The 23,133-nt window shown below is 58.2% G+C and carries 18 protein-coding genes; 9 read left to right on the forward strand and 9 right to left on the reverse strand.

Going from position 1 to position 23,133, the window contains the following annotated elements:
• Window positions 1-123 precede the first annotated feature (123 nt).
• Both HX875_RS04795 and ggt read right to left on the reverse strand, forming a co-directional pair.
• A complete protein-coding gene (locus HX875_RS04795) occupies window positions 124-846 on the reverse strand; it encodes a polyphenol oxidase family protein (protein WP_177042079.1) in 723 nt (240 codons plus the stop codon).
• Between the two features lie 23 nt (window positions 847-869).
• The gene (gene ggt, locus HX875_RS04800) at window positions 870-2,696 is read right to left on the reverse strand and encodes a gamma-glutamyltransferase (protein ID WP_177042080.1); all 1,827 of its coding nucleotides are present in this window, start codon (window positions 2,694-2,696) and stop codon (window positions 870-872) included.
• A 192-nt stretch (window positions 2,697-2,888) separates the two neighbouring features.
• Between ggt and HX875_RS04805 the strand changes: the two genes are divergently transcribed.
• Window positions 2,889-7,256, forward strand: a complete 4,368-nt coding sequence (locus tag HX875_RS04805; protein ID WP_177042082.1) for an AvrE-family type 3 secretion system effector — start codon at window positions 2,889-2,891, stop codon at window positions 7,254-7,256.
• 174 nt (window positions 7,257-7,430) lie between these two features.
• Window positions 7,431-8,321 (forward strand): bifunctional helix-turn-helix transcriptional regulator/GNAT family N-acetyltransferase, encoded by an 891-nt coding sequence (locus HX875_RS04810; protein ID WP_177042107.1) that lies wholly within the window; start codon window positions 7,431-7,433, stop codon window positions 8,319-8,321.
• A 42-nt stretch (window positions 8,322-8,363) separates the two neighbouring features.
• On the opposite strand, the gene HX875_RS04815 is transcribed toward HX875_RS04810, so the two are convergent.
• From HX875_RS04815 to HX875_RS04825, 3 genes are all read right to left on the reverse strand, one after another.
• Complete coding sequence (locus HX875_RS04815) at window positions 8,364-10,772, reverse strand: TonB-dependent siderophore receptor (protein ID WP_177042084.1); 2,409 nt, start codon at window positions 10,770-10,772, stop codon at window positions 8,364-8,366.
• A 76-nt stretch (window positions 10,773-10,848) separates the two neighbouring features.
• Window positions 10,849-11,793, reverse strand: a complete 945-nt coding sequence (locus HX875_RS04820) for a FecR family protein (RefSeq protein ID WP_177042087.1) — start codon at window positions 11,791-11,793, stop codon at window positions 10,849-10,851.
• Window positions 11,790-12,305 carry a sigma-70 family RNA polymerase sigma factor gene (locus tag HX875_RS04825; RefSeq protein WP_177042089.1) on the reverse strand — a complete coding sequence of 172 codons (516 nt, stop codon included), beginning with the start codon at window positions 12,303-12,305 and terminating at the stop codon, window positions 11,790-11,792. Before HX875_RS04825 ends, HX875_RS04820 begins: the two co-directional genes overlap by 4 nt.
• Window positions 12,306-12,613: 308 nt before the next feature.
• Between HX875_RS04825 and HX875_RS04830 the strand changes: the two genes are divergently transcribed.
• On the forward strand, window positions 12,614-13,018 hold the full coding sequence (locus HX875_RS04830; protein WP_177042091.1) for a hypothetical protein: 405 nt from the start codon (window positions 12,614-12,616) through the stop codon (window positions 13,016-13,018).
• A 38-nt stretch (window positions 13,019-13,056) separates the two neighbouring features.
• Window positions 13,057-13,668, forward strand: a complete 612-nt coding sequence (locus HX875_RS04835; protein ID WP_177042093.1) for a hypothetical protein — start codon at window positions 13,057-13,059, stop codon at window positions 13,666-13,668.
• Between the two features lie 5 nt (window positions 13,669-13,673).
• On the opposite strand, the gene HX875_RS04840 is transcribed toward HX875_RS04835, so the two are convergent.
• Window positions 13,674-14,228, reverse strand: coding sequence for a GNAT family N-acetyltransferase (locus tag HX875_RS04840; protein WP_177042095.1), 555 nt, complete (start codon window positions 14,226-14,228; stop codon window positions 13,674-13,676).
• Between the two features lie 327 nt (window positions 14,229-14,555).
• Here HX875_RS04840 and HX875_RS04845 point away from each other — a divergent pair, with 327 nt between their 5' ends.
• Window positions 14,556-15,266, forward strand: coding sequence for a hypothetical protein (locus tag HX875_RS04845; RefSeq protein ID WP_177042097.1), 711 nt, complete (start codon window positions 14,556-14,558; stop codon window positions 15,264-15,266).
• A gap of 727 nt (window positions 15,267-15,993) precedes the next feature.
• Here the strand turns inward: HX875_RS04845 and HX875_RS04850 are convergent.
• The 3 genes from HX875_RS04850 to HX875_RS04860 all read right to left on the reverse strand — a co-directional run bounded on the left by HX875_RS04850 (window position 15,994) and on the right by HX875_RS04860 (window position 18,301).
• Window positions 15,994-16,575, reverse strand: coding sequence for an NADPH-dependent FMN reductase (locus tag HX875_RS04850; protein ID WP_065883890.1), 582 nt, complete (start codon window positions 16,573-16,575; stop codon window positions 15,994-15,996).
• A 122-nt stretch (window positions 16,576-16,697) separates the two neighbouring features.
• Entirely contained in the window at window positions 16,698-17,441 is a 744-nt protein-coding gene (locus tag HX875_RS04855) for an SDR family NAD(P)-dependent oxidoreductase (RefSeq protein ID WP_056861412.1), read from the reverse strand.
• Window positions 17,442-17,443: 2 nt separating this feature from the next.
• The gene (locus HX875_RS04860; protein ID WP_056861411.1) at window positions 17,444-18,301 is read right to left on the reverse strand and encodes an SDR family NAD(P)-dependent oxidoreductase; all 858 of its coding nucleotides are present in this window, start codon (window positions 18,299-18,301) and stop codon (window positions 17,444-17,446) included.
• Window positions 18,302-18,450: 149 nt separating this feature from the next.
• Between HX875_RS04860 and HX875_RS04865 the strand changes: the two genes are divergently transcribed.
• The 4 genes from HX875_RS04865 (at window position 18,451) to HX875_RS04880 (ending at window position 23,029) form a co-directional block, all read left to right on the forward strand.
• Complete coding sequence (locus HX875_RS04865; protein WP_234010441.1) at window positions 18,451-19,410, forward strand: LysR substrate-binding domain-containing protein; 960 nt, start codon at window positions 18,451-18,453, stop codon at window positions 19,408-19,410.
• Between the two features lie 256 nt (window positions 19,411-19,666).
• Window positions 19,667-21,310, forward strand: a complete 1,644-nt coding sequence (locus tag HX875_RS04870; RefSeq protein ID WP_056861409.1) for a GMC family oxidoreductase — start codon at window positions 19,667-19,669, stop codon at window positions 21,308-21,310.
• A 324-nt stretch (window positions 21,311-21,634) separates the two neighbouring features.
• On the forward strand, window positions 21,635-22,381 hold the full coding sequence (locus HX875_RS04875; protein ID WP_177042099.1) for an AAA family ATPase: 747 nt from the start codon (window positions 21,635-21,637) through the stop codon (window positions 22,379-22,381).
• A 279-nt stretch (window positions 22,382-22,660) separates the two neighbouring features.
• On the forward strand, window positions 22,661-23,029 hold the full coding sequence (locus HX875_RS04880) for a hypothetical protein (protein ID WP_177042101.1): 369 nt from the start codon (window positions 22,661-22,663) through the stop codon (window positions 23,027-23,029).
• The last annotated feature ends 104 nt before the right edge of the window (window positions 23,030-23,133 follow it).

A 23,133-nucleotide genomic window follows, 5' to 3' on the forward strand; every position in this document is an offset into this window, starting at 1 on the left:
GGAATGGCGGGGCCAGAAAATGTCAGCGGATGGAGTGGTATTCAAGAAGCGTTGTATCGCAAAAGATGACAGCCTATGGTCTCCCCAAGGCTAGTAGCTACGAGAGCTGTAGGGGGCTTCCCATCACTCTGCGCGAGCAATCCACGAATACAACAACGTCTTGCGCTCCGTACTGTCATGGGTCCTTCTGCGATAACTCGCAAACGCCGGTGAGGTGCAATACGTACACACCTCGCTCACCTCAACCTGCTCACGCTTGATCCCCGCCGCCTCCAGCAAGATCAGCGCATAACGGCTCAAATCAAACCACGCACTCAAGGCCTGCCTGGGTTCTGGCGGCTGAATCTCTGGTGCCAACAACGGCCCCGGCTGCTCGAGCGTCCACGGCGCATTCCCGTCCAGCCATAAGTGCCCCTGACTCGCCTGCAACTGCGCCACAAACTCGCCGCTCACCTCATAACAACAAGGCTTGATCGACGGCCCGATCGCAATCCGCAACTGGTTCAGCGCCACGCCCTCGGCGGTAAACCGTTGCATGGCATTCGCGATGATCCCGCCTTGCAGCCCCTTCCAGCCGCCATGAATTGCCGCAACAAGATCCCCATTTTCCGAGGCGATCAGCAGCGGCAAACAGTCGGCAGTGATCACCGCAATCGGCTGCGCATCCCGGCTGAAAACCCCGTCGGCTTCCACCGTGTTGGCCATCAGCTCCGGGCGCCATTCAATGGTCGTGGCGCTGTGCACCTGCTTGCAGATGAACACCGCGTCCGGCCGCAATGGATCGTCAATCGTACAAAACCCATGGTCGACGCCAACCAGGGCGCCGAGGTTATTTGCCTTGTGCACGCGCAGCTCTCCAGTGAGTCACATCAGTCCCCGAGGGCCTCGCCTTCACGACGCGGATCAGCCCCGCCGATCAACGATACCTTGCCCTGTGCATCACGCACCCGAACGATCGCCTGGGCGCCGCTGGTCATGTCGATTTCGCTCAGGGCGTGGCCCTTGTCCTTCAGCGCCTGCTTCAGCGGCGCACTGAATAACCCGGCTTCCAGCTCGGTAGGCCCGTTGCGGCTGCCGAAGTTGGGCAGGCCGACGGCGGCTTGCGGGTCGAGGTTCCAGTCGAGCATGGCCACCAGGGATTTGCTCACATATTCGATGATCTGCGAACCGCCCGGCGAACCCACCGTGGCCACCAGCTCGCCGCTCTGGCGATCAAACACCAGCGTCGGCGCCATGGACGAACGCGGACGCTTGCCCGGCTCGATGCGGTTGGCCACCGGCTGGCCGTTCTCTTCGGGGATGAACGAGAAGTCCGTCATCTGGTTGTTCAGCAAAAAGCCTTGGACCATCACATGGGAGCCGAATGCCGACTCCACGGTAGTGGTCATCGACACCGCGCCACCTACGTCATCCACCGCCACCACTTGCGAGGTGGAAATGCGCAGTGGCGAGCGATCCGGCGCGTAGGCCACCTGAATGCCGGCAGGCTTGCCCGGCTTGGCGACGCCCATGCTGCGCTCACCAATCAATGCGGCACGGCCGGCCAGATAATCCGGCGCCACCAGCCCGGCCACCGGCACTGGCACGTAGTCGGAATCCGCCACGTACTGCGCGCGGTCGGCATAGGCCAGGCGGTCGGCCTCGGCGATCAGGTGCACCGCTTCGGGCACCGGCTCCCGGCCAGCCGGGGAGTCGTTCTTCACTGGCTTCAATAGCGCAAGCGTCATGCGCGGGTCACGGGCTTCCAGGGCCTGCAACGTGCCGAGGATCTGCGCGATGGCGATCCCACCCGACGATGGCGGCGGCATGCCGCAGACTTTCCAGCGCTTGTAGTCGGTGCACAGGGGCGCCCGCTCAACCGCGCTGTAGCCCTTGAGGTCGGTCAGCGTCAGGCTGCCGGCGTTGCTGTTGCCTTGCACCTTGCGGGCTATTTCTTCGGCAATCGGGCCGTAGTACAGCGCGTCCGGCCCTTCCTTGGCGATGCGCTTGAACACGTTGGCCAACGCAGGATTCTTCAACAGCGTACCGGTGGCCTTGGGGCTGCCGTCGGCGTTCAGAAAGTACGCGGTCATTTCCGGCGAGCGGCTCATGTAACGGTCGGCGACGATCAGGCTGTGCAGGCGCGCCGAGATCGGGAAGCCCTGTTCGGCCAGGCGAATGGCCGGCTCGAACAGCGTCGCCCATTGCAGGTGGCCGGTCTTTTTGTGGGCCATTTCCAGGGCGCGCAACACGCCCGGCGTTGCCACCGAGCGCCCGCCAATCTGGGCCTGCGGGAACGACATCGGCGTGCCGTCGGCGTTGAGGAACAACCGCTCGGTAGCGCCCGCCGGTGCGGTTTCGCGACCGTCATAGGCCTGCACCTTTTTGCCGTCCCACAGCATGATAAACGCGCCGCCGCCGATCCCGGACGACTGCGGTTCCACCAGGGTCAGTACAGCCTGCATGGCAATCGCCGCGTCGATGGCCGAGCCGCCCTTGCGCAATATTTCGCGCCCGGCTTCGGCGGCCAGCGGGTTGGCGGCGGCGGCCATATGGCGCTCCGCGTGGCGGGTGCTCATGTCGGTGCGATAGCCCGAGCCGAGTTCCGGGGCGGGCGGCAGTTCCGGCGCGGTGGCGCTGTGGCAGGCGGCGAGGGTGAGGGCAGTGGTAATCAGTGAGAGGGCGGTAAGGCGTTGACGGTGGAAAATCGAAAACACGCGATGACTCCGTTCATTTGAGAATGATCTGTTGTCCGTGGGGTAAATGTACCTCAGTGCGCAAAAACGATCTTGGGCAAATCAGCCTGTGCGGGACAATGCTACCCGCTATCAAGACGGCTGCAGGTACAGGGAACCAATGCCTACAAATGGTCACTAGGGAGTTTTGAGCAGAAACTTCGAGAGGTTGCAATGAATTCAGTACCAGAAGGCCTGGCCGGATCGTATCGTCAGGGTGTGGAGTCGCCGATAACGTCAGTCACCGAAGGCGCTTCTCAGGAAACGCCTGTAAAACAACCGCACAAAGGGCTTTCAGGCTGGTTCTCGAAAGCTCCGTCTCCCGAGCAACTGAGCCGCTACCAATCGTTGCAACCCACTTCGATGTTGTTCACGCCGACCCTCAAAGAGGGGAAAGTACAGGCGGATGGAACCCGTGAGGGCCAGGAGATTGCGCGCCATTTGAACCAGGCGAACAAGCAGTATGTCGCCGAGGATCATGGCGGTGCGGGCAAGCATGCATTGGGCTTCAAGGATGAGCGGCACTACCGGTTTCAGATCCAGTCCACACCTGCTGCGGCGGCGGTGTTCAAAAGCAGCCGCCCCGAGGACCGGGCATCACCCCCCACGGGCAACAACCCGGGCCGGGCCCTCATGGGGATTATCAGCCAGGTACACACCACCGTTGATGACCAGCAATATCGTCTGGAGGGCGGGCGCCTGTACCGTTTCGATCCAGCCATCACCACCTGGTTGCCTGACCCCGACACTCGCGCCTTGAGCCGTATCAGCCTGACCCGTGAGGGCCAGTTGCTCAAGGTGCCCCTGGGCATGGCAGACAGCAGCGTCGAGGGCAAGACCACGGTTTCCCTGAGCGATGCCCCGGGTGGCTCCATTCTGCACGCGGCAGGGACGAGGTTACGTGCGCTGGACGAGGCCGGTAACCCGCTGCAACTTACGCGTATCGGGTTGTCCGGCAATACCCTCCATGCAACCAATGCCCATGGCGAATTGTTGCAGGCCGATCTGCAACAGGCGCAGGGCGGCGTGCTGACGATGACCGTGCAACCGGTTGAGTCGTTGGAGCGGGCATTGAAGGGGGCGGTCAACGTCGAGGGATTTTTCCATGACGATGCGGGGCAGCTCAACACGCTGGTTCGGGATTCGCGCCAGCAACTGCACAGCGCACCCTTGGCCGGCAAGGACTCACTGAGCCCGCAATGGAACCTGAGTGATGTGCTGGTCAAGGGCATCGAAAAAGGGTTGCCGCAGCCGAGCTTGCAGGCATTGGCCGGGGCGGTCGATCTCGGGCAGCGCGGAAAGGTTGCACTGGATGAGGGCAATCTGCTGGTCTGGGACAGGGCGACGCAACGCTGGGAGCGCGATCCGCAGGTGGGCCTCCGGGGGCTGGAGCGAGGGCTGGATGGCCGTGGTTATGTGCTGCAGGATGGGCAGTTGAAGGCGGTGGCGACCCAGCAAGCCCGGGAACCGATCCATGAAGGCGCGAGCCACGACTTGTCAGCGGTACCCAAACCTCGTACGCAAGTCACCCTTGACGAGGTCTTGGCAGGAAACAACCAGCAGAAAGTCACGGCGTTTGCCGTGGCTGACGCCAGGACGTATGTGACGGCCAATCAAGACCATCAGCTTCAGGTCAACCTGGGCGGTGTTTCCCGCCAGTTGACCCTGACCCCGCCCATCGCCGTGCAGGTGTTGGCACTGGATCAAGACGCAAACCTCTACGCCCGAAGCAAAGACGGCGAGCTGTTCACCTTGAAGCGCGAGGATTGGCAGGAGCGCCCCGAGGCTGCCTTGAGCTGGAGCAAGGTCGAGCTGCCGAGGGGGCAGCGGCTGGACTCTCTGCGCATGGGCGCCGACAAGCACCTGGTGGGGGAGTGGGATAAGCGCTTCTTTCGCCTGGAGACATCCGCCGAGGGCACGATGACGTGGGGGCCGGTGCCATCGGCATCGTCCGCCCCTGGTCAGTCATTAACCGAGACCCTGGCAGGCGCCCAAATGCGCACCCAGTTTCCCGGTGGCGCACTGTCCGCCACCAGTAACGTGCTGGGTCAGACCACTGAAGGTGTTCCGCTCAAGCGCGGTTTTTTCGCAGGGGTGAACGCGCACTTTCATCCGTTGGACAGCCTCAAGGAAATGGGCAAGGGCATTCAGCATCACTTCACCGGTCGCCAGGGCCTGGAAAGCGTCTACACCGAAAACAAACACCTGCACGAGCAACTCAAGGCGCTTTCCCAGGCCAGGCCGGTTCCCGGCGATATTCAGTCGCGCCTGGAAACCCTGAGCCAGTCGGGGCCGCGCGAGGCGTTGGCCAAGGCCATCAGTGAAGCACTGGCCAAGGTGGAAAAAGACAGCAAGTCTGCGGCGCAACGCCTGGGGGATGCGCATGGGATAACGTTTGATCCGAAGCCCGGCTTGAGTCGGGCGAACATTCAATCTGAGTCGACGCTGCATCAACTGTACGAGGCGTTCAAACGGCTGTCGCCCTCCACACAGAAAGAGACCGCGGCGTTGCTGGCCAATTTCGAGGGGCAGGCCCTGTCGCTTGCGGCATGGGACCCAGGCCGCAAGCGCGACCTCAGTCATCCCTCGGCGATGATCGAAGGCGACCTGATTCACCAGGCCAGCACCCTTAAGCAACTGACGGATTTGACGGTTGAGCTGGAGCGAGCCTCCGGTATGAGCTCGAGTGCCCTGGAAAGAATCAAGCAGTCCCTCGAATCCGTGATGAAGGACTATGAGCAAAGCCTGGTGCACAAGCTGTCCGGTCAGAACGTCGCCAGCTATGACCAGGCCGAGACGCTCTACAAAAACTTCAAGCTGCTGGCGAAGGACCTCGGAACCCCCGGATCGGCCCTGCATTGGCACCTCTCGCGGTTGTTGGGGCTGCCTGCCGATGGGAGCCTCAAGGAGGCGATGACGCAAGAGATCCAGCAGATGGGGAGCGGCCAGACGTTGTCACCAAGCCGCACCAAGGGCAAAAACCTGGGGGCCATGGTGACCGGAATAAAACCGGTGGCGCCGCTGGAGTTTTTTGTCGGCGTGTCCAAGTCCCATTCCAACGGTGTCAGCATCAGTCGTACCGACAAAGGCGCCAAGTTAGAAATCAGCATGGATGACACCCGTCGGTTGGCCGCCTCGGTGGCCTCCGGGTTGACCCTTGGCAAAGGCCCAGAAGTCGTGGGCCACGGCCTGCGGGTAGCGGCGGAAATGACCGCGGCGCTGGCCAATACCAAAGGGTCGAGTATCGGTTTCGACGTGAAAGAAGCTGACTTTCCCAAGATGATGTCGATCCTGATGGGAGAGCAGGGCAACGTCTTTGACCTGCTGCAGTTGGGTGAGGCTCACGCCGTGGGTGAGAGCTCGAAAACCAACGTTGACCTCAGCCTGGATGCGCTTGCGCAATTGCGTTTGCTCTACCACCCGCAGGAAGATGTTCCCGAGGTGGCCTCGGTGCTTCGAGCCGGCGTGGGGCTGGTGGGTAACCTCAATCTGGCCCACTTTGACCAAAGCCAGTCAACCAGTCGTAGCGCCGCGGGTACAAGCCAGGGTGGCGCAACCAATGCACAACTCCTGCGCCAGGGCGGTGTGGGTGTCAACCTCGGCCCGCTGAATGCGGTGGGGCTGGGCATGCCGGGAGGCCCTGGCCATGGCGCAGCAGTGTTCGCACTGCCGGAGGTGTCGGTCATGGTGAAGTTTGATCGCGGGCAATCCCGGGGTTTCAGCTTTTCCTTCAAGCGGCCAGAGCCTGTGGCTCAGTCAGCGATCGACAGCCTTGTCAGTGACCTTTCTCGCTACGCTCCCGGATTCAAAGGCGACCTTGGCGCCCTGAAGCTGGAGGGCAAACCGGTGGCAGAACAACTGGCCACGCTGCAACGGTTTCTGGAAACGCATCCCGCGACCGCAACGAAACCCGAGGCTTACCACACACTCAACGACTCACTGGATAAGCTCGTTCACCAGCAGAATCTGGTAGAGAAGGGGCTTCGCCAATTGGTGTCGGTGACGGCGTCTGCCACTTACGTCGGTTTGCGTGATGATGGACAGCATGCCTGGTTGAACGATGTTGCACCGGCCAACAAAGCTGACATTGTGCAGTGGCTCAAGGATGACCCACAGTTTGCCCAGGTGCTGGACCAGTTGCAGAACGGCGAAGGGACCTCGGTGGGCATCGGCCTGGAACTCAAGCCGGATGTGGTGCGCGCCGTCGAGCGCAAAATCCTCGACGGTGAAAGCCCGGAGTCGCTGATCAAAGAGGCCTTGGGCAAGCGTGAAAACCTGCGCATCAAAACCATGAGCCTCAGTTATACCGCGAGCCAGTCCCATGCGATGTCGATACCCTCAATGACCAATATCGGCTTTTCGAGCAACGCCGCACTGAGCCATACCCATAAACGCGTCAATGCCGAACTGGAGTACGGTGCCGACGCGGACAAACCCCTGAGAATGAAGTTGAACGATACGCTGGGCAGCCCGCCGCCCGCTGAGTTGACCCTTGATCTGGCGGATCAGCGAGTCCGGACACCTCGCCCTCCAATGCCCTGACCAGATCATTCCCACGCTCTGCGTGGGAATGCAACCAGGGATGCTCCGCGTCCCTGGTTGCACTGAATTTGGTTGTGCGGTACAACTATCTGCCTCTTCGTTCGGGTAAAAAGGTGTCCCGTGAACCGTTCTACGCCAGACCTTATTGATCAGATCCGCTGCGCCACGCGCCTGATGGTGCGAGAGCTGGGCTTCATGCAGCCGAAGTTGGCGGCCAGCAGCTACCCGCCTTCCTCCGTTCACACCCTGGTTGAAATCGGCGAGCGCGGCGCGCTGACGGCGGCGGAACTGGTCACGTTGCTGGGGCTGGAAAAGTCGTCCGTGAGCCGCATGGTGCGCAAGCTGATCGAGGCGGGCGAACTGGAAGAGTTTGCCCACGAGGACGATGCCCGCTCGAAAAAACTGCGGCTCACCGCGCGAGGCCGCAAGACGTTGGGCGACATCGAGACGTTTGCCCGGCGGCAGGTGGGCGAGGCGATTGCCGACCTGTCCAGCGAACAGCAACAGGCTGTCAGCCGTGGCCTGGACCAATACGCCGGCGCCTTGCAAACCCAGCGCACCGGCACCCGGCAACCCCGGCACTACCGCATTGCCCGTGGCTACCGCCCGGGCGTGATCGGACGTATCGCGCAGATGCACGCCGAGTACTACGCCCAGCACGCTAACTTTGGCCAGCCGTTTGAAAGCCTGGTGGCGGCGGACATGGCCGAGTTGATGGGGCGCTTATCCAACCCGCGTAACGAAGTGTGGACGGTGCTGGACGGGGCACAGATCGTCGGCTCGATCGCCATTGATGGCGAGGGCGAAAACGGCGAGGCGATCCTGCGCTGCTTCATCCTCGACCCGTCGGCCCATGGCCAGGGCTTGGGCAAGCAGTTGTTGAAAGAGGCAGTGGATTTCTGTGATGAACACCGTTTTCCGGCGGTGCGGTTGTGGACATTCAAGGGCCTGGACGTGGCGCGCAAGCTGTATGAAAACGCGGGCTTTGTGCTGGCGTCCGAGCAGGAAGGGCAGCAGTGGGGCAAGGCGGTGGTGGAGCAGTGTTTTGTGCGGCGTGGTATTTGACGCAACAGCGCCCCACGTCACGGGGCGCTGCGGTTTGGCCGGTTAGAAGTCCCAGCGCGTGGTGAGCATCACATTGCGCGGGGTGCCGTAATAGGCCGTGTTATAGAAACCGATGTTGGTGTAGTAGAACTTGTCGAACAGGTTGTTGACGTTCAACGTCGCGGAAAGATGTTCGCTGACCTGATACTTGGCCATCGCGTCCACCACCCAATACGCTTCCTGCGAGAACTCTTCGTTTTGCGCCTTGGGCCGGTTGTATACCACTTGCCAGCTTCTGCTCTGCCAGCGTGCGCCGCCGCCGACGGTCAGGCGGTCCAGCGGGCCCTTGAGTTTGTACGAGGTGAAGAAGCTGAGCTGGTCCTCCGGCTCCCAGGTCGACGCCTTGTCGCCATTTTCATCCCGCAGGATCTTGTGGGTGTAGCCGGCCTGGGCCTGCCAACCCGGCGCCAGCTCGCCGGACATCTCGGCCTCGAAGCCCTTGGTCTTGGCCTTGATGCCTTTCTCGGCGTACCCGAGGGACGGGTTGGTCGGCGCAGCGTTGTATTCGGCGTCCGGCTCCGCGCGGTTGGTTTCATGCACTTCGAAGTAGGCCATGCTGGTGTTGAGCCGGCCCTCGAAGAACTCGCCCTTGAGGCCGGTCTCGTAGTTCTTGCCTTCATCCGGTTCCAGCAATTTGTTGTTGCGGTCGCGGCTGTAGCTCGACGGCATGAAGATGTCGGTGTAGCTGGCGTACGCGGTGAAGTTGTCGTTCAGGTCGTAGGTGACCCCGGCGTAGGGCACCAGCTTGCCGGTTTCGGTGGAGTCGTCATCGCCGCGCAATTTGTAGTTGGCCACGCGGCTGCCGAGGAACAGGTTCAAGTCATCCGTGAGGTTGAAACGTGCCGCCATATAGCCTGCGGATTGCCGGGTGGTGGCATCGATGGTCCGCGTCGGCGCACCCCAGTCCGGCTCTGGAACGTTGCCGTCGAAGTTCCAGAAATCGATCTGGTTGTTGCCCACAAAAGTGGGGTCGCCGTAGTCTTTTCCGGTCCAGTGGGAGTTGGAGGCCGACGCGCCAATCACCAGTTCATGGGTACGGCCCAGCAGGCTGAACGGGCCGCTGGCGTAGATATCACCCGAGTCGGCGCGGGTGTTGCCGGTGAATTTGTTGGCGTACAGGGACGACAAGCCGGTGGCGGCGTACGGGCCACTCATGATCGAGCCCAGGGGCGCGTCGTAGCCCATGAGTTGGTGGGTGTATTGGCCCTTGATCACCCAGCCATTGTCGAAGTTGTGTTCCAGGGTGGAGAACGCGCTGCGGGAATACTGCTCCCAACGGCTCCACTTGGCGCCGTTGTTGTAAGAGCGTTTCACGTCGATGCGGTTGCCGCTGCGGTCGAACAGCGCCCGGCTGCCGGACCAGCCCGAGCCCTGCGGGTCGCTGTCCAGGTAATCGAAGCCGACGGTGAGCAGGGTGTCGTCGGTCAGGTCGGCTTCCAGCGTGCCGAAGTACACATTGGTGCTGCGCTGGTAGTGGTCCATGAAGGAGTGCTTGTCCTGGTACGCCGCCACCGCCCGTCCGCGCACGTTGCCGCTGTCGGTCAGCGGGCCACTCACGTCGATCTGGGAGCGATAGTTGTCCCAACTGCCGGCGCCCAGTTCGACACTGGCCTTGAAGTCTCGCGTGGGCTTTTTGCGGATCAGGTTGATCGTCGCGCCAGGGGCGCCGGCGCCGGTCAGCAGGCCGGTGGCGCCCTTGAGGATTTCCACGCGGTCATAGATCGCCATGTCGCTGAGGGTCTGGCTGGACGAGTAGGCGGAGTTGCGCAGGGTCGGGATGCCGTCGTACTGGAAGTTCTCCACCGAGAAGCCGCGGGCGTAGTAATTGTTGCGCTCGCTGTCGAAGGTCGACACGGTGATGCCTGGCGTATGGCGCATCACGTCGTCGATCGAGGTGAGCGCGAAGTCATCCATATGCTGGCGCGTGATCACGGTGATCGACTGCGGGGTTTCCCGTGGCGTCAGCACCATGCGCGTGGCGGTGGCGATGGTGCCCGGGGTGTAGGAACCAGTGCCTTCAGTGATAGTGCCCAACTGGTTGGCGCTGATCTCGGTTGCACCCAGCGACAGCGTGCCGCTGGCCACCGGCAGGCTTTCCAGCTGGTAGCCATCGGCGTTGCCGGTTGCAGCGAAGCCGGTGCCGGCCAGCACCTGGGCGAACCCGTCTGTCACGCTGTAGCTGCCGCGTACACCGGGGCTGTTCAACCCGGCCACCTGTTGCGACAGGAACGAAATCGGCACGCCGGCGGCCTGGGCATAACGGGTCAGCACGTCACCGAGTGGGCCAGGGGCGACGTCGAACGTCTGTACCTGCTGTTGCGCATACGCCAGGCCCGGCACCGCCAGCGGCAGGCAGCCAAGCAACAGTCGACTGGCCAGCAACAGGCCGCCGCGAGTGGGGGTTGAAGACATGTGATCGGTGCTCCTTTGGATGTTGGCCAAGGGAAGGACGCGGCAAAACCGAAAACACGCAGCGCTGCGCAAAAAATTATTCGGCAGGTACTTTCAAGCGCACGCGAGTGAGCCACGGGGTGTAGGTGCTGACTTCAATCGGCAGGGTGCGCGAGAGCAGGCGCAGCGCACGGTCGCTGTCGTCAGTCGGCAGCATCACCGTCACGCGCATGCCTTGCAGCGCCTTGCGATCAAACATCAAAACGCCCGGGCGATGCCGCGCCAGGCGCTCAAGCACATCCGCCAGAGGCTCGTCGTTGGCCAGCAATTGATGGGCCGCCCAGGCTTGCTGCTGGGCCTGCACATCGACACTTTTCGGCGTGCCCGGGCCGCTTGCATCCAGGCGCACCTGCTCGCCCGGGCCGAGGGTGATCGTGTGCCCGGCGCTGTCGATGCGGGTCGAGGATTCGAGCATCTTGACCACGGTGGCGGTGTCGCTGAGCTCGACGATAAAGCGCGTGCCCAGGGCGCGAATGCTGCCTTGGGGGGTGTCGACATAAAACGGGCGCTGGGCGTCCTTGGCCACTGTCACCAGCATCTCACCGTGCAGCAGTTGCACGCGGCGCTGGCTGGCGTCCAGGTGCAGGTTCACGGCGGAGTTGCCTTCCAGTTGCAGATCACTGCCGTCGGCCAGCAGCGTCTGGTGCCATTCGCTTCGGCCGGTGCTCAGATCGGCGAACAGATAGCCGCGCTGCTCGTACTGATACGCCGGCACGCCCGCCATCAGCAGTGCCAGGGCCAGGCACTTGACCAGCGTTGCCCCATGGCGAGGCTGCCGGGCGCGACGTAACGCAGCGCGGGCCGGCGCTTGTTTGAGCGGCTGCAAGTGGCCCTGAAGGCGGGCAATGGCTTGCGGGTGCTGTGGGTCGGCGGCCAGCCAGGCATGAAACGCCTGTTCGTTGGCGGCATTGCCTTCGTGATCCAGCCGCACCAGCCATTCGGCGGCCTGGCGCAACACGGATTGGGGCAGAGGCTGACTCATGGCTGTGCGCACGCATCGCACGCCAGCAAGGCTTCCACCAGATCGTTCTGCACCGTGCGCACCGAAACGCCCAGGCGCTGGGCAATCTGCGCTTGGTCCAGGCCTTCGAGGTAACGCAGGATGAAGGTGTCGCGGATCCGCTTGTTCATGCGTGCCAAGGCCCGGTCAATCGCCTCAAGCATTTGCGCGGCTTGCAGGATCTGCTCCGGTGAAGGCGCCTGTTCCAGGTACGCGGCGCAGCGTTCCAGCTCTTCGCGGTAGGCCTGTTCCAGGCGACGGCGGCGGCCATTGTCCATCAGCAAGCGGCGCGCGATGGTGGCCAGATAAGCCCGTGGTTCACCCGGCGCCACGTAAGTGCCCGATGCCAGCAAGCGTACGAAAGTGTCCTGCGCCACGTCGGCTGCCTGATGGGAGCACTGCACACGGCGCCGCAACCAGGTCAACAACCAGCCGTGGTAGCCGCGGTACAGCGCATCGAGCGTGGGAGCGTCGGTGGGCGAAGCCAGCTTCATGAGATAAGTTCGTAAGTGAGAATTAATCCCATTCTAGTGGTTTAAAACTTCGGGCTGCAATAGACGGCACACCAACGGTTGAGAGAGACTTTCCCAGGGTAGTGGCATTAAGCTATCTGCCGCATATCCTTTCTGACATTTAATCGGGTTTGAATTTATCTATGGGTCGTTCCTTTGCTTGGGTCATTCCGCTGTGCCTGGTGGCTGCTGTTGGAGCGGGGTGTTCTTCTCATAAAGGCCCGCCGCCGGCCAAACCCAAGCCGGTGGTACTGACGGCGGACGACCACCATGCGAAGGTGATTTTCAGAATGCTCAGCACTGAATCACAGGTGCATTTCAGCGTTGGCCCGGCGGGAAACCTGAGCAGCGTGGGGAGTGTTTACAACGATGCCCAAGAGCAACAAATGCCGGCGTTTGCCCGCGGGTTGTACAAGGGGCTGGCCCGCGGGCTCTATCAGGTGCGGCCGTTCCGGGAGACGTTGGTGCCGGCGGATCAGGTGACCGTGGTAGAAGGCGTTGCGAACTGGCGCAATGATCGCGGCACGTCCTATACCCTGGAAAAGTGCGGGCCGTTGTCCCGCAGTTTCCTGCCGAAGGCTAACAAAACCTATCTGGTGGAGTTTGATTTGCAAGGATTCTCGGTGTGCAGCGAGAAGCTTTATGACGTGACAGTGGAAGGGCAAAGGGACCTGGTTTTACCGGTAGCGATTTAATGGATTGACACCTTCCCATCCCGTTTTCTGGAGTTTTGATGCGCACTTTACCGCTGGTTTTCGTCCTTGCTGCACTGCTGCTCAGTGGCTGCAGCATCCCGTACCAAACCCCTGAAGCTCGCGCCCAGATACAGCAAGACCTGGGCGTTTCCGGCAGTGACATCATCGACATCTCTTACACCAACTTCTGCAAACTGAAGTACGGCGATGAAGCGATCTGCCATGCCGAGCAAGGCTTGGCGGTGCTGACCCGCAAAGGCTTGATTCTGAGCAAGTACCAAAGCAGCCGTTACGTGCCGGCCTACACCCTGAAAACCGCCGAAGTGCTGTGCGGCCATACCGCCACCTCGCGGGAGGCGGCGGAAGCGTTGAACATGTTTACCGCGGACTCCAACTTCGTGTTGTTGCCGCTCAATGCCGACAAGCAATGGAATGGCGCGATGCACCGGGAGATGGTGGATTACTTGCTGGCGGATGGTCAGCCATTGTTGATTGGTGCGGGCGCGAAGGCGGTGAGGCCGAGCGGCAAGAAGAAGTACGGCGGAGGGATGATCCCGGGGACAAAGATTCCGTACTTCACGGAGTTTGAGTATTCGGAGTTGGTGAATCCTTGTCCGGGTGCACCAAGTGATGCGGCCCACAGCGACTGAGTTGTTTAAATATCGTTGGGGTTGATCAGGGCGGTCAGTACATGGTCCGCCCAAACCCCGTTGATCTTCAGATACGCCCGCGCTTCACCCTCCCGTTCAAACCCCAGCCGCGCCAGCAGGCGCGCACTGCGCTCATTCTCCGAACGGTAGTTGGCCATGATTCGGTGCAGCTGCATTGCGTTGAACACATGAGCAATGCCCGCCGTCAGCGCTTCCTGCATCAGGCCCAGGCCTTGGGCGGATTCAGCCAGCGCGTAACCCAGGTGACAGGCCTGGAACGCACCACGCACGATGTTGCTGAAGTTGCAGGCGCCGATGATTGTGCCGTGGCTGAATATCAGCAGGTGCAACGCTTCGCCGCTGGCGGTTTTGTCGGCCATGTTTTCGAGGCGTTCGGTGATGGCTGTCAGTTCGAAAAAGGTGTCGTCACGCGACGGTTCCCAAGGCTGGAGGAAGTCGCGATTCTCCAGCAGGTACGCTTGCAGGGCACGTGCGTGGGAAGGGTGGGCGGGGAGCAGTAAAAGCCGGTCGGTGTGGATGCCGGTGGCGGGGAATGTCATGCGTCACCTCAATGTGGTGGGGCAGTGTACTTTTCTTCAGGCATAAAAAAACGGCCTACCTTTCGGTAAGCCGTTTTTAGTACTTGGTGGTACACAGTCATTTGAACTGGATGGTTATCTATATGAAGTTAAAGGTATTTTATTGTATGTGGTTGTTGGGGCATACACACAGGCATACACGCTGAACTATGCTGGCCGCGATCTCCTGAGGATTGCAGGACTAAAAGCTGGTAATACGATGACGATCTAGCAGCCAACCTGTGCGGGTTAAAAATGAGAAGCTCCGAAAAGGCCAACACTGAGCCCACGCTACTTCATAACCGGCGAATGATAGATGCCACCGCTAGCTGGATATCCCGATTAGACGATTACCCTGGATGGAAAGAGTGGAATCGTCAAAGGTTAGTCCGTGCGCTCTATGATGATTTGTCGTCGGAGGCAGACCGTGATGCGGCCCAGATGTTTGTCTTTTCAGACCCCATAAGTCGACAGCACGCGGTCGTCTACCGATACCTAAGCCTGCAGCAGACGGTCAGTACGCTGAAAGATTGTGAGTACTACTTTCGTAGATTCCCGTTCCATGGGTTGCCTGTCACCCACTCCGATCATGTCACCTATATCTGCGAGATGTACTTCGGACGCTTCTACGAATTTAGGGAGCGATTAAAAAAATATCTCAACGTTCTATCGGATGCGGTCACGGCACATCGAATCGACATAGGACGATTCATCAAGCTGTTCGATAAGGAGTTCGAGGATGAGATTAAGGCCCGTCACTCTGTACACCATCATGAACGGTTCGAAGACCGCGCTATCGATCGCATATACCTAGCCCATGTGGTTTCCCTTGGTCGTTCAGATGACGGCTGGAAGAGGGAGCGCCAAGAGGCCTACCGTACCGTCACGAGAGAATGGGCGGCTCGTGTGCGAATGCGGGCTGCCAAATTAGATCAATTCATGGAAGGTGTTGCTCAGCTCACATTAAGCAGTTGTGAATTTCTCGAAGCCCCGTCAGACAAAGCCACCGAAGCCTCTTGAGCTGGCCTGCGAATCGAGCGCGAACTCTTGGGGGAGATTTCAAACGTGCGGGGGACCCTGAGGGAATTCTGCTGACACGGGGCATGAAACCCGCGGGATCGAGTTAGTGGGAGGCGTGGGAAGTTACTGAAATTTCAATCGTTGAAATTGAAAGGATTTTGAAGAAAAGAGGGCATCGTTACCGTACTGGTAAGGATGCCCTCGGATCGCCTAAACGGTAGGGCAAATGCACAGGTGAACTGGAGTTCACCAGGTTCATCTGTTCACTAAGCTGGGAGGCTACCCGCTAACACGATTCCGCGGGTTCTATGCCCCGTACCTAGAAGAATTCTTCAGGGTCCCCACCATCGAACCAAAGCCAAGAGCATGACCCACCTCGCTCGCTGAAGGTGCAATACCATAGGGGCTAGGGGGCTACCCTAATAAAACCGTGTTACCGGTGTTACGCGTGTTACATAAGTATATAACTATATGATTTTCATGAGTTTACATCGCGTTACACAGCAGGGGCTAGTTTGCCGATATGCGTGTTACATGGCGAAGAGGTGTTACATCAATTAATGCCTTGGCAGGAGCTGTTTGTGATGATTGCAGCGGGTGCCACCGACCTAGGGGCTCCGTCTAGAAGGGCCGCTAACGGCCATTAGCGGACACTAAGGCCGTACGTGAAACCTGAGACGACTCATACAACGCCTTAGATCAGCCAAAGCAGAGAGTTTCTAGCACCCTAGATTAAACCCGTTGACTTGGCGGTATTGATTTCGACCCATGCAGCAAAGGCGTCAATGAATTTTTTCAAGAACTGAGTAGTTCCGTCGTCATTCAAATTTCCGCCTGGCCCCAGTAGCCTTGTCGCCCCACCGATATACGCTTCCGGCTGCTGCAAAAGTGGCATGTCCAGAAATACCATAGACTGACGTAAATGATGGTTAGCACCGAAGCCGCCGCTGGCACCGGGCGATACGCTTACGATAGCTGCGGGTTTGCCTGCCCACACAGACTCGCCGTAAGGGCGAGAACCAATATCAATGGCGTTCTTCAATACACCAGGAACTGACCTGTTGTATTCGGGAGTGAAAAACAGTACTCCATCTTTCGACGCCATATTTTGGCGAAAACGAGTCCAGGCTTCAGGGGCACTCTTACCGTTTTCTTCCAAGTCTTGGTTAAACAGATTCAGTTCATTGATCTCGACTATTTCTAATAAAAGGCTCGGTGGCGCAAGCGCGATTACTTCTTGAGCAAATAGGCGGTTCAACGACTCTTTGCGCAGGCTGCCGACAATGACGGCAATCTTTTTAGGCGACATGATGGGACCTTGATTTAAGTGGCTTTAAAGGGGGTAATCAATTTGAAAAGAACAAAAAAACGGACGTCGAACGGTGGCCGAACGATGAGGACTGCCCCACCGCCTGGTCATGTGGGTCTGCCCTATACTTTGGCGGCGCCGTTGACAACCAGGTGATGACCGGAAATCCAAGCTGCATCGTCACTTGCCAGGAAAAGCACGGCGCCTTCGACATCGGCGACAGAGCCCAAGCGCGCAAATGGCGACAACTGTGCCAATGCCTGATAGTCATTTTCCTGAAGGTTTGCGATGACACCGGCGTCACGTAGCGGCCCCGGTACCACACCGTTCACCGTGACGTTACGCTTGCCCATTTCCTGCGCGAGACATTCAACGTAAAGCCGGCCGGCGGCTTTGCTTCCGGCATACGCGGTGAAGCCTGCGTTCGGTACGATCGTCGTAGTGGACGAAATCACGATGATGCGTCCACCATCGGTAACATGGCGCGCACTTTCGCGAAGCGTATAGAAGGTGCCAAACACATTGGTTTTGGTGACAGCCTCGAACATCGCGTTATCGATTTCCGTGATCGGTGTGTCGATAAGCTCCCGCCCGGCATTGGCCACGACAATATCGATGCGCCCAAATCGAGCCAGCACTGCTGCGAATATGGCTTTGACAGCGTCCGGGTCGCTGATGTCTCCCCCGATGGCCATTGCTTGAGCGCCCTCAGCAACGAGAGCCTCGACATTTCGGTCGGCTGCGGCAGCGTCAGTGTTGTACGTCAACGCAACGGAAGCCCCCTCTCTGGCAAAACGACGTGCCAGGGATAATCCGAGCCCGCGCGATGCGCCGGTAATCAGTACAACTTTGTTGGTCATTCGCATGATCAGATTCCGTTGATGCTGCGTTCTGTAGAGGTTGCGTTGCCCTGCCACTGGACAAGTTCCTGCTCGACTTTGGCCATTTTTGCACGCATTCCGCCCATCGCATCGGCACCCAAGGCCGCGTGTACGGGTGGATGATCCGCCTCCATCAGGTTGATAATCGCCAAAGCCCCTTTTCCTGGAACATTCGGCTGCTTACCTTGCAGACCACCTATAGCTACACGGAACTTACCGACGGGTGTGCCTTCATAGTCATCGATTTTTTGCTCGACGTAAGCCAGTGAGCGACCCGCAAATTGGGTCTCGAATACACCGATGGTCAACACAGTCGTGGCGATGTTAAAGGGTGCAAGTTCACCTGCCAGTGCTTCCCCCAGGATGTCAGTAGCGCCCTTAGCGGCCGAGTACACGCCCATGCCCGGGTAGCCAATGAAGCCACCGATTGCGGAGAATTGAATGATGTGCCCGCTGCGCTGCTTGCGCATCGCAGGGGTTACAGCGCGAATGATGTTCAGGCCGCCAAAGAAATTCAGATCGAATACACGCCGCGCTTCTCGATCCGTCATTTCTTCAACTGCACCCACTGTGCCAGCACCCGCACAGTTGGCGACAATGTCGATACGTCCAAAGTGATCCAGCACCTGGGCCACACCCGTTTTGACCGCCACATCGTCTGTCACGTCTACCAAAACGCCCATGCCCTGCGCAGCATGTTTACCGTTATAGAAATCCACTTCTTCTTGCTTGCGAAAGGTGGCTGCGACTAGCGCACCTTTTTCCAGCAGTTGATGCACTAACTCGCGCCCCAATCCCGATGAGGCACCAGTAACGAGGACGACTTTGCCATTTATTGATTTCATTCTCTGCTCCGGGGTTTGGCTATTCACCGGATGTTAGGTATTGGGCCTCCCCCCAACAAGCCGGTTTGGCCAGATTCAACTTCCCGCTCATTGGACGCTCCTTCCCAGCGAAACATTGCCAAATAACTACATAGTTCTAGACGGTACCCTTGGAACTCTTCAAGATTAAAAATTGCCTTCCTATGATTGGGCCATACGTGAATCGGCTGGACCTGAACGATCTGTTTATTTTTGTCAATGTGGTCGATCGCGGTGGGTTTACTGCCGCAGTTGCAAGTACCGGTATGCCCAAGTCAACGCTTAGCCACCGCATGCAACAATTGGAGGGCGAATTAGGTGTGCGTTTGCTCAGCCGAACGTCGCGTCGCTTCGGTATGACCGAGGCAGGAGAAGAGTTTTACCAGCACGCGCTGGCCGCGCTGCGAGAAGCGGAGATGGCAGAAATGTCAGTGCGTCAGCGGTTGTTGGAGCCCGTCGGGACCATCCGGTGTACCGCTGGAGTCGCGACCATGAATTTCGCCATGGCGGGCATGATCGCTGACTTCCTTCGTGTCTATCCCAAGATCAATATGGTCGCTCATGCAGCCGATCGAACCATCGATATTGTTGGCGAAAATTACGACGTCGCCATCCGGGCGCATGAGGCTCCATTGCCGGACTCCGATCTTGTCCAGCGCATGCTCGGGGTCGCTCCCTGGTTTCTGTTCGCCGGATCAAGCTATCTGGCCGAACATGGCGCACCGGCCACGCCAGCGGAGCTAAGCAGCCACGCCTCGATTTTCTTTGCGCGAGCTAATGCCCCCATGAACTGGCGGTTGCGCCATGTCACTTTATCGATCGAAGAAATTGCTGTGCCCATCATGCCGCGGCTGCAAAGCGAGGACATGCTCAGCCTGCAACATGCAGCTATCAGCGGGCTTGGGATTGTGGCCCTGCCGAGTTACATCGCGCGGGCGGCCGTTGCGCGTGGTGAGCTTCATCGAGTTCTGCCCGAATGGATAGCTGGCGATGCCAGGATCACTGCACTGGTACCTTCCCGCAAAGGATTACTGCCGTCAGTACGTGTTTTCTTGGATCACTTGGCTTCGGAGTTTCCCAAGATCCTCTAGCTGTAAAGCCATCCTTAATACGCTGGGCAAATCGTTGCAGCGGCTTCTCCGTGAATACAGCACATTTTTTTACCGAATACAGCAACTACGGCGGCACTACCGAGCGGGTAGGCGCCGAAGATAGGGGGAGTTCTCGACGTCCATTCCACCGGACACAGATTCCAGAAACCCCGTCTTGCTGGGTCAGGTACGCGTTCCTACCATGGTTTCTTGCCTCTCATCCTCGACGGCACTAACGATACCTGATCTGGAATCTATGACTTTGACAATCACACGACGCGGCGCGATAGCTTTGGGAGCACAGGCAGTGCTGGTTGCAATGACGGCAGGCGCTGCTACGTTTGCCTCTAGTGCAACGCGCAGCTCCAGTAAAACTAAAGAGACCCCTCGGACTGGCAAGCAGTTTGACGTGGTGATCGTCGGTGGTGGATCTGCCGGTGCCGTCCTTGCAGCACGTCTCAGTGCCGACCCGCTGCGCAGTGTGCTGCTGCTCGACGCAGGTCCCGACTTTGCGCCCGACCGGTATCCAGCAGTGCTGACGAACGCCGACCTAGTTGCCGCCTCTCCCGAATACGACTGGCATTACCATAGTGACGACTCAGCTCGGATAGGTCACGACATAGCCATCCCACGCGGCCGAGTGATCGGTGGTAGCTCCGCGGTCAATGCTGCTGTGGCGATGCGTGCGCGTCCTGCCGACTTTGCGCGCTGGGCCGGACGCGGAATCGAAGGTTGGGCTTGGCCGGAAGTGCTGTCCGCCTACCGAGCGATGGAAAACACGCCAACTGGCGAAGATGCATGGCATGGCCGTACCGGCCCATTTCCAGTGCGTCAGCGCACTGCTGCGCAGAATACTATCTCAATGCGTGCTTTCGTGGCGGCTGCCGAGTCAGTTGGACTGCCGCTCGTGGATGACTTCAACGGCGCGCGCCAGCACGGCGTAGGTCCCTACCCGTTGAATGTCATCAACGGCACCCGAATCAATACCGGCATGGCTTACCTGAGTGCAGACGTGCGGGCTCGCGCCAACCTCACTATCCGCGGCCACGCTGAAGCCGACCGCGTCCTGATAGAACGAGAACGCGCCATAGGTGTATTGCTAGTAGACGGCGAGATAGTTCCAGCCGGCGAAGTAATCTTGTCGGCCGGTGCCATAGGCAGCCCCGCTATCCTGCTACGCTCCGGTATCGGCCCACAAGGCCATCTTCGCGAGATGGGAATCGCCACCGTCGCTGATCTACCGGTAGGTGAACGGTTGCAAGAACATCCGTTTTTCTTCAACGTCTACGCGCTGAAGACCTCCGCAATTGCTATGACCCCAGCCGGCGGCGCCATCGCCTGGACTCGTTCGCAACACGCCGCACCGGACGATCTGGACTTACATATCTCCGGTACACACCTGATCGACCCAAAGGCAAGCCCTACCGGCGGTGCGATAGTGCTGGCATGCGCCGTCACATTACCTAAATCCAACGGTAGCGTACGCTTGACCAGCCGTGACCCCCGAGTTGCGCCGAACATTCGGTACAACTTTTTTGAACAGGAAAATGACTTGGATCGCATGGTCGAAGCTGTAGAACTGTCTCGCAAGATTGGCCGCAGTGCACCGTTTGCTGACTTGGTTGACCATGAAATGACACCGGGTAGCAGCGTACTTGAAGGCAAGGCTTTGCGACAAAACATCGTAAACAATGTCGCCGGCTATCAGCACCCCACGTCGAGCGTGCCGATGGGCGCGGACGGTGACAAGGCCGCCGTAGTCAACAATTGGGGCGCGGTGCGAGGTATCGCGGCACTGCGTGTTGTGGATGCCTCTATCATCCCGGATATCCCATCGGTGGCGACAAATCTTACTACTATCATGCTAGCCGAACGCATTGGTGCCCACCTGACTCGATAATTTCCCCGAACGCAGCGTAAAACTGGAGCATCAATGATTGGATCGCTAAAGCCGAACTCTGCAATAAGAACCATAATCTGAAATTGAATAAAATATACGGAGACCGTTGAGCAAACGCCGTCAATAGACGATAAATTGCAAATTAGAAGTTTGGCCGAAACAGCGCCGCAACTGCGGCGCGAGCCAAGAATGGTTTATTTTTATGTCGGACATATCTAGTGCTTATAAAAAAGAGCCAAACTACAGAAAGACTATTTATAATTACCCTAAGTATCACACATATAACTATAACCATTAAATAAGATAAATAAAGCCAGGAAGTTAATGCCTTACATTAAGAGAATTGAAATCTTAGAGAACTATAGAGAAGAGAATAATTTCCCCTTCTATTTGCCTTCAATTCAATCAATTAGCAAAATCGAGCTTCATCCCGTGATAAATTTTTTCGTTGGAGAAAACGGTAGCGGTAAGTCAACCCTCTTAGAGGCTATTGCAGTTTCATGTGGCTTTAATCATGAGGGAGGCAGTAAGAATTTCAAGTTTTCTTCCAGCGATGAAAAATCCCTACTGTCCAAGGCATTGCGCTTGTCACGCACAGCAAAGCGACCTCGAGATGGCTATTTTTATCGCGCAGAAAGTTTTTATAATGTAATTACAGAGATGAATAAGTTGGATTGCGGACCTGGCGGGCCAGCTATTAAGGACTCATACGGGGGAAACGATCTTCATACGAGGTCTCATGGGGAGGCTTTTATGGATCTGATTTTACATCGATTCGGAGGAAACGGATTGTATTTACTAGACGAGCCTGAATCTGCGCTATCTCCCCAACGCCAATTATCTCTGCTGGTACGTATAGCGGAACTCGCAAAACAAAATTCGCAGTTCATAATTGCAACTCACTCACCAATTTTAATTGCTTACCCGGGCGCCAGAATTTGGGAGTTTACCAATGGTGGATTGGTAGAGAAGGAATATTCAGAAACTGAAAACTACCTAATTATGAAAAGTTACTTTGCTAACCCTGAAAGCTTTATGAGCAAACTATTTGATGAAAAGCATGATTTTTAGTTAGTTCAGGCACTGAAGAACATCGATGGCTAGAGCGTTTATCAAGATCGCTGGCGCAAAAAAATGAATTGTTGCCGATCGCGGCTTAATAAGTACGACGGCATTATTGCCTTGTTTAGCGTAGATCGAGATGCCGCCGATTTTGAGGAGAATGGCCACTTCTTGCCGAAAGCGGTAGCCTGGTACGGCAGGTTTCGGCTAGAAGCGCACTCGACAGTTAGCCGCTGATGTCTCTACGCTGATCGATCTGGTGAAAGCACACCACTAAAAGGAGCAGTCATGTTGGTAGTTGCCGTTGATCGAGATAGCGTTCATGCGGGAGATGATCTGGAAAGTCATGCAATATCGATCACATTCGATCAATCAGCAACACTGCGCACCTTGATCGAAGTGATACAAGATATGGACTACCTACCTCGTATCAGTGGAGGCAAGGCCACTTGGGTTGTTTATTCATCTGGCAAACCATTAGGTGTTTTAGCCCAGCAATGGCCAGAACCTAAATTGGTCGTGCGCCCCGAGAGCATCGTGGATCAATATTTCGGAAATATCGAGCCTCGCCTACTTTTCAGATATGGGTGTCAGGCAGATCCAGATGAGGTCTTTTCGGATGCCCAGGCCGGAAATGAACTGCCATCACGATTTTAGGATGGGCAGGAGGCATTGCTTTAAATCAATGCGAGATTACTGCTGTGGGTCGAGAGCCGCCTCCCGTGAACGACTGCTTTTGGCCCAGAGTGTGTCAAAACCCT

The organism is Pseudomonas yamanorum (genome assembly GCF_013386765.1).
Taxonomy (GTDB): Bacteria; Pseudomonadota; Gammaproteobacteria; order Pseudomonadales; family Pseudomonadaceae; genus Aquipseudomonas; species Aquipseudomonas yamanorum_A.

Excerpts from the sequence above, each read along its gene's own strand:
- HX875_RS04805 (WP_177042082.1), top strand. The coding sequence starts at position 2,889 with ATGAATTCAGTACCAGAAGGCCTGGCCGGATCGTATCGTCAGGGTGTG.
- HX875_RS04810 (WP_177042107.1), top strand. The coding sequence starts at position 7,431 with ATGGTGCGAGAGCTGGGCTTCATGCAGCCGAAGTTGGCGGCCAGCAGC.
- HX875_RS04815 (WP_177042084.1), bottom strand. The coding sequence starts at position 10,772 with ATGTCTTCAACCCCCACTCGCGGCGGCCTGTTGCTGGCCAGTCGACTG.
- HX875_RS04820 (WP_177042087.1), bottom strand. The coding sequence starts at position 11,793 with ATGAGTCAGCCTCTGCCCCAATCCGTGTTGCGCCAGGCCGCCGAATGG.
- HX875_RS04825 (WP_177042089.1), bottom strand. The coding sequence starts at position 12,305 with ATGAAGCTGGCTTCGCCCACCGACGCTCCCACGCTCGATGCGCTGTAC.
- HX875_RS04830 (WP_177042091.1), top strand. The coding sequence starts at position 12,614 with ATGCTCAGCACTGAATCACAGGTGCATTTCAGCGTTGGCCCGGCGGGA.
- HX875_RS04835 (WP_177042093.1), top strand. The coding sequence starts at position 13,057 with ATGCGCACTTTACCGCTGGTTTTCGTCCTTGCTGCACTGCTGCTCAGT.
- HX875_RS04840 (WP_177042095.1), bottom strand. The coding sequence starts at position 14,228 with ATGACATTCCCCGCCACCGGCATCCACACCGACCGGCTTTTACTGCTC.
- HX875_RS04845 (WP_177042097.1), top strand. The coding sequence starts at position 14,556 with ATGATAGATGCCACCGCTAGCTGGATATCCCGATTAGACGATTACCCT.
- HX875_RS04850 (WP_065883890.1), bottom strand. The coding sequence starts at position 16,575 with ATGTCGCCTAAAAAGATTGCCGTCATTGTCGGCAGCCTGCGCAAAGAG.
- HX875_RS04855 (WP_056861412.1), bottom strand. The coding sequence starts at position 17,441 with ATGCGAATGACCAACAAAGTTGTACTGATTACCGGCGCATCGCGCGGG.
- HX875_RS04860 (WP_056861411.1), bottom strand. The coding sequence starts at position 18,301 with ATGAAATCAATAAATGGCAAAGTCGTCCTCGTTACTGGTGCCTCATCG.
- HX875_RS04870 (WP_056861409.1), top strand. The coding sequence starts at position 19,667 with ATGACTTTGACAATCACACGACGCGGCGCGATAGCTTTGGGAGCACAG.
- HX875_RS04875 (WP_177042099.1), top strand. The coding sequence starts at position 21,635 with ATGCCTTACATTAAGAGAATTGAAATCTTAGAGAACTATAGAGAAGAG.
- HX875_RS04880 (WP_177042101.1), top strand. The coding sequence starts at position 22,661 with ATGTTGGTAGTTGCCGTTGATCGAGATAGCGTTCATGCGGGAGATGAT.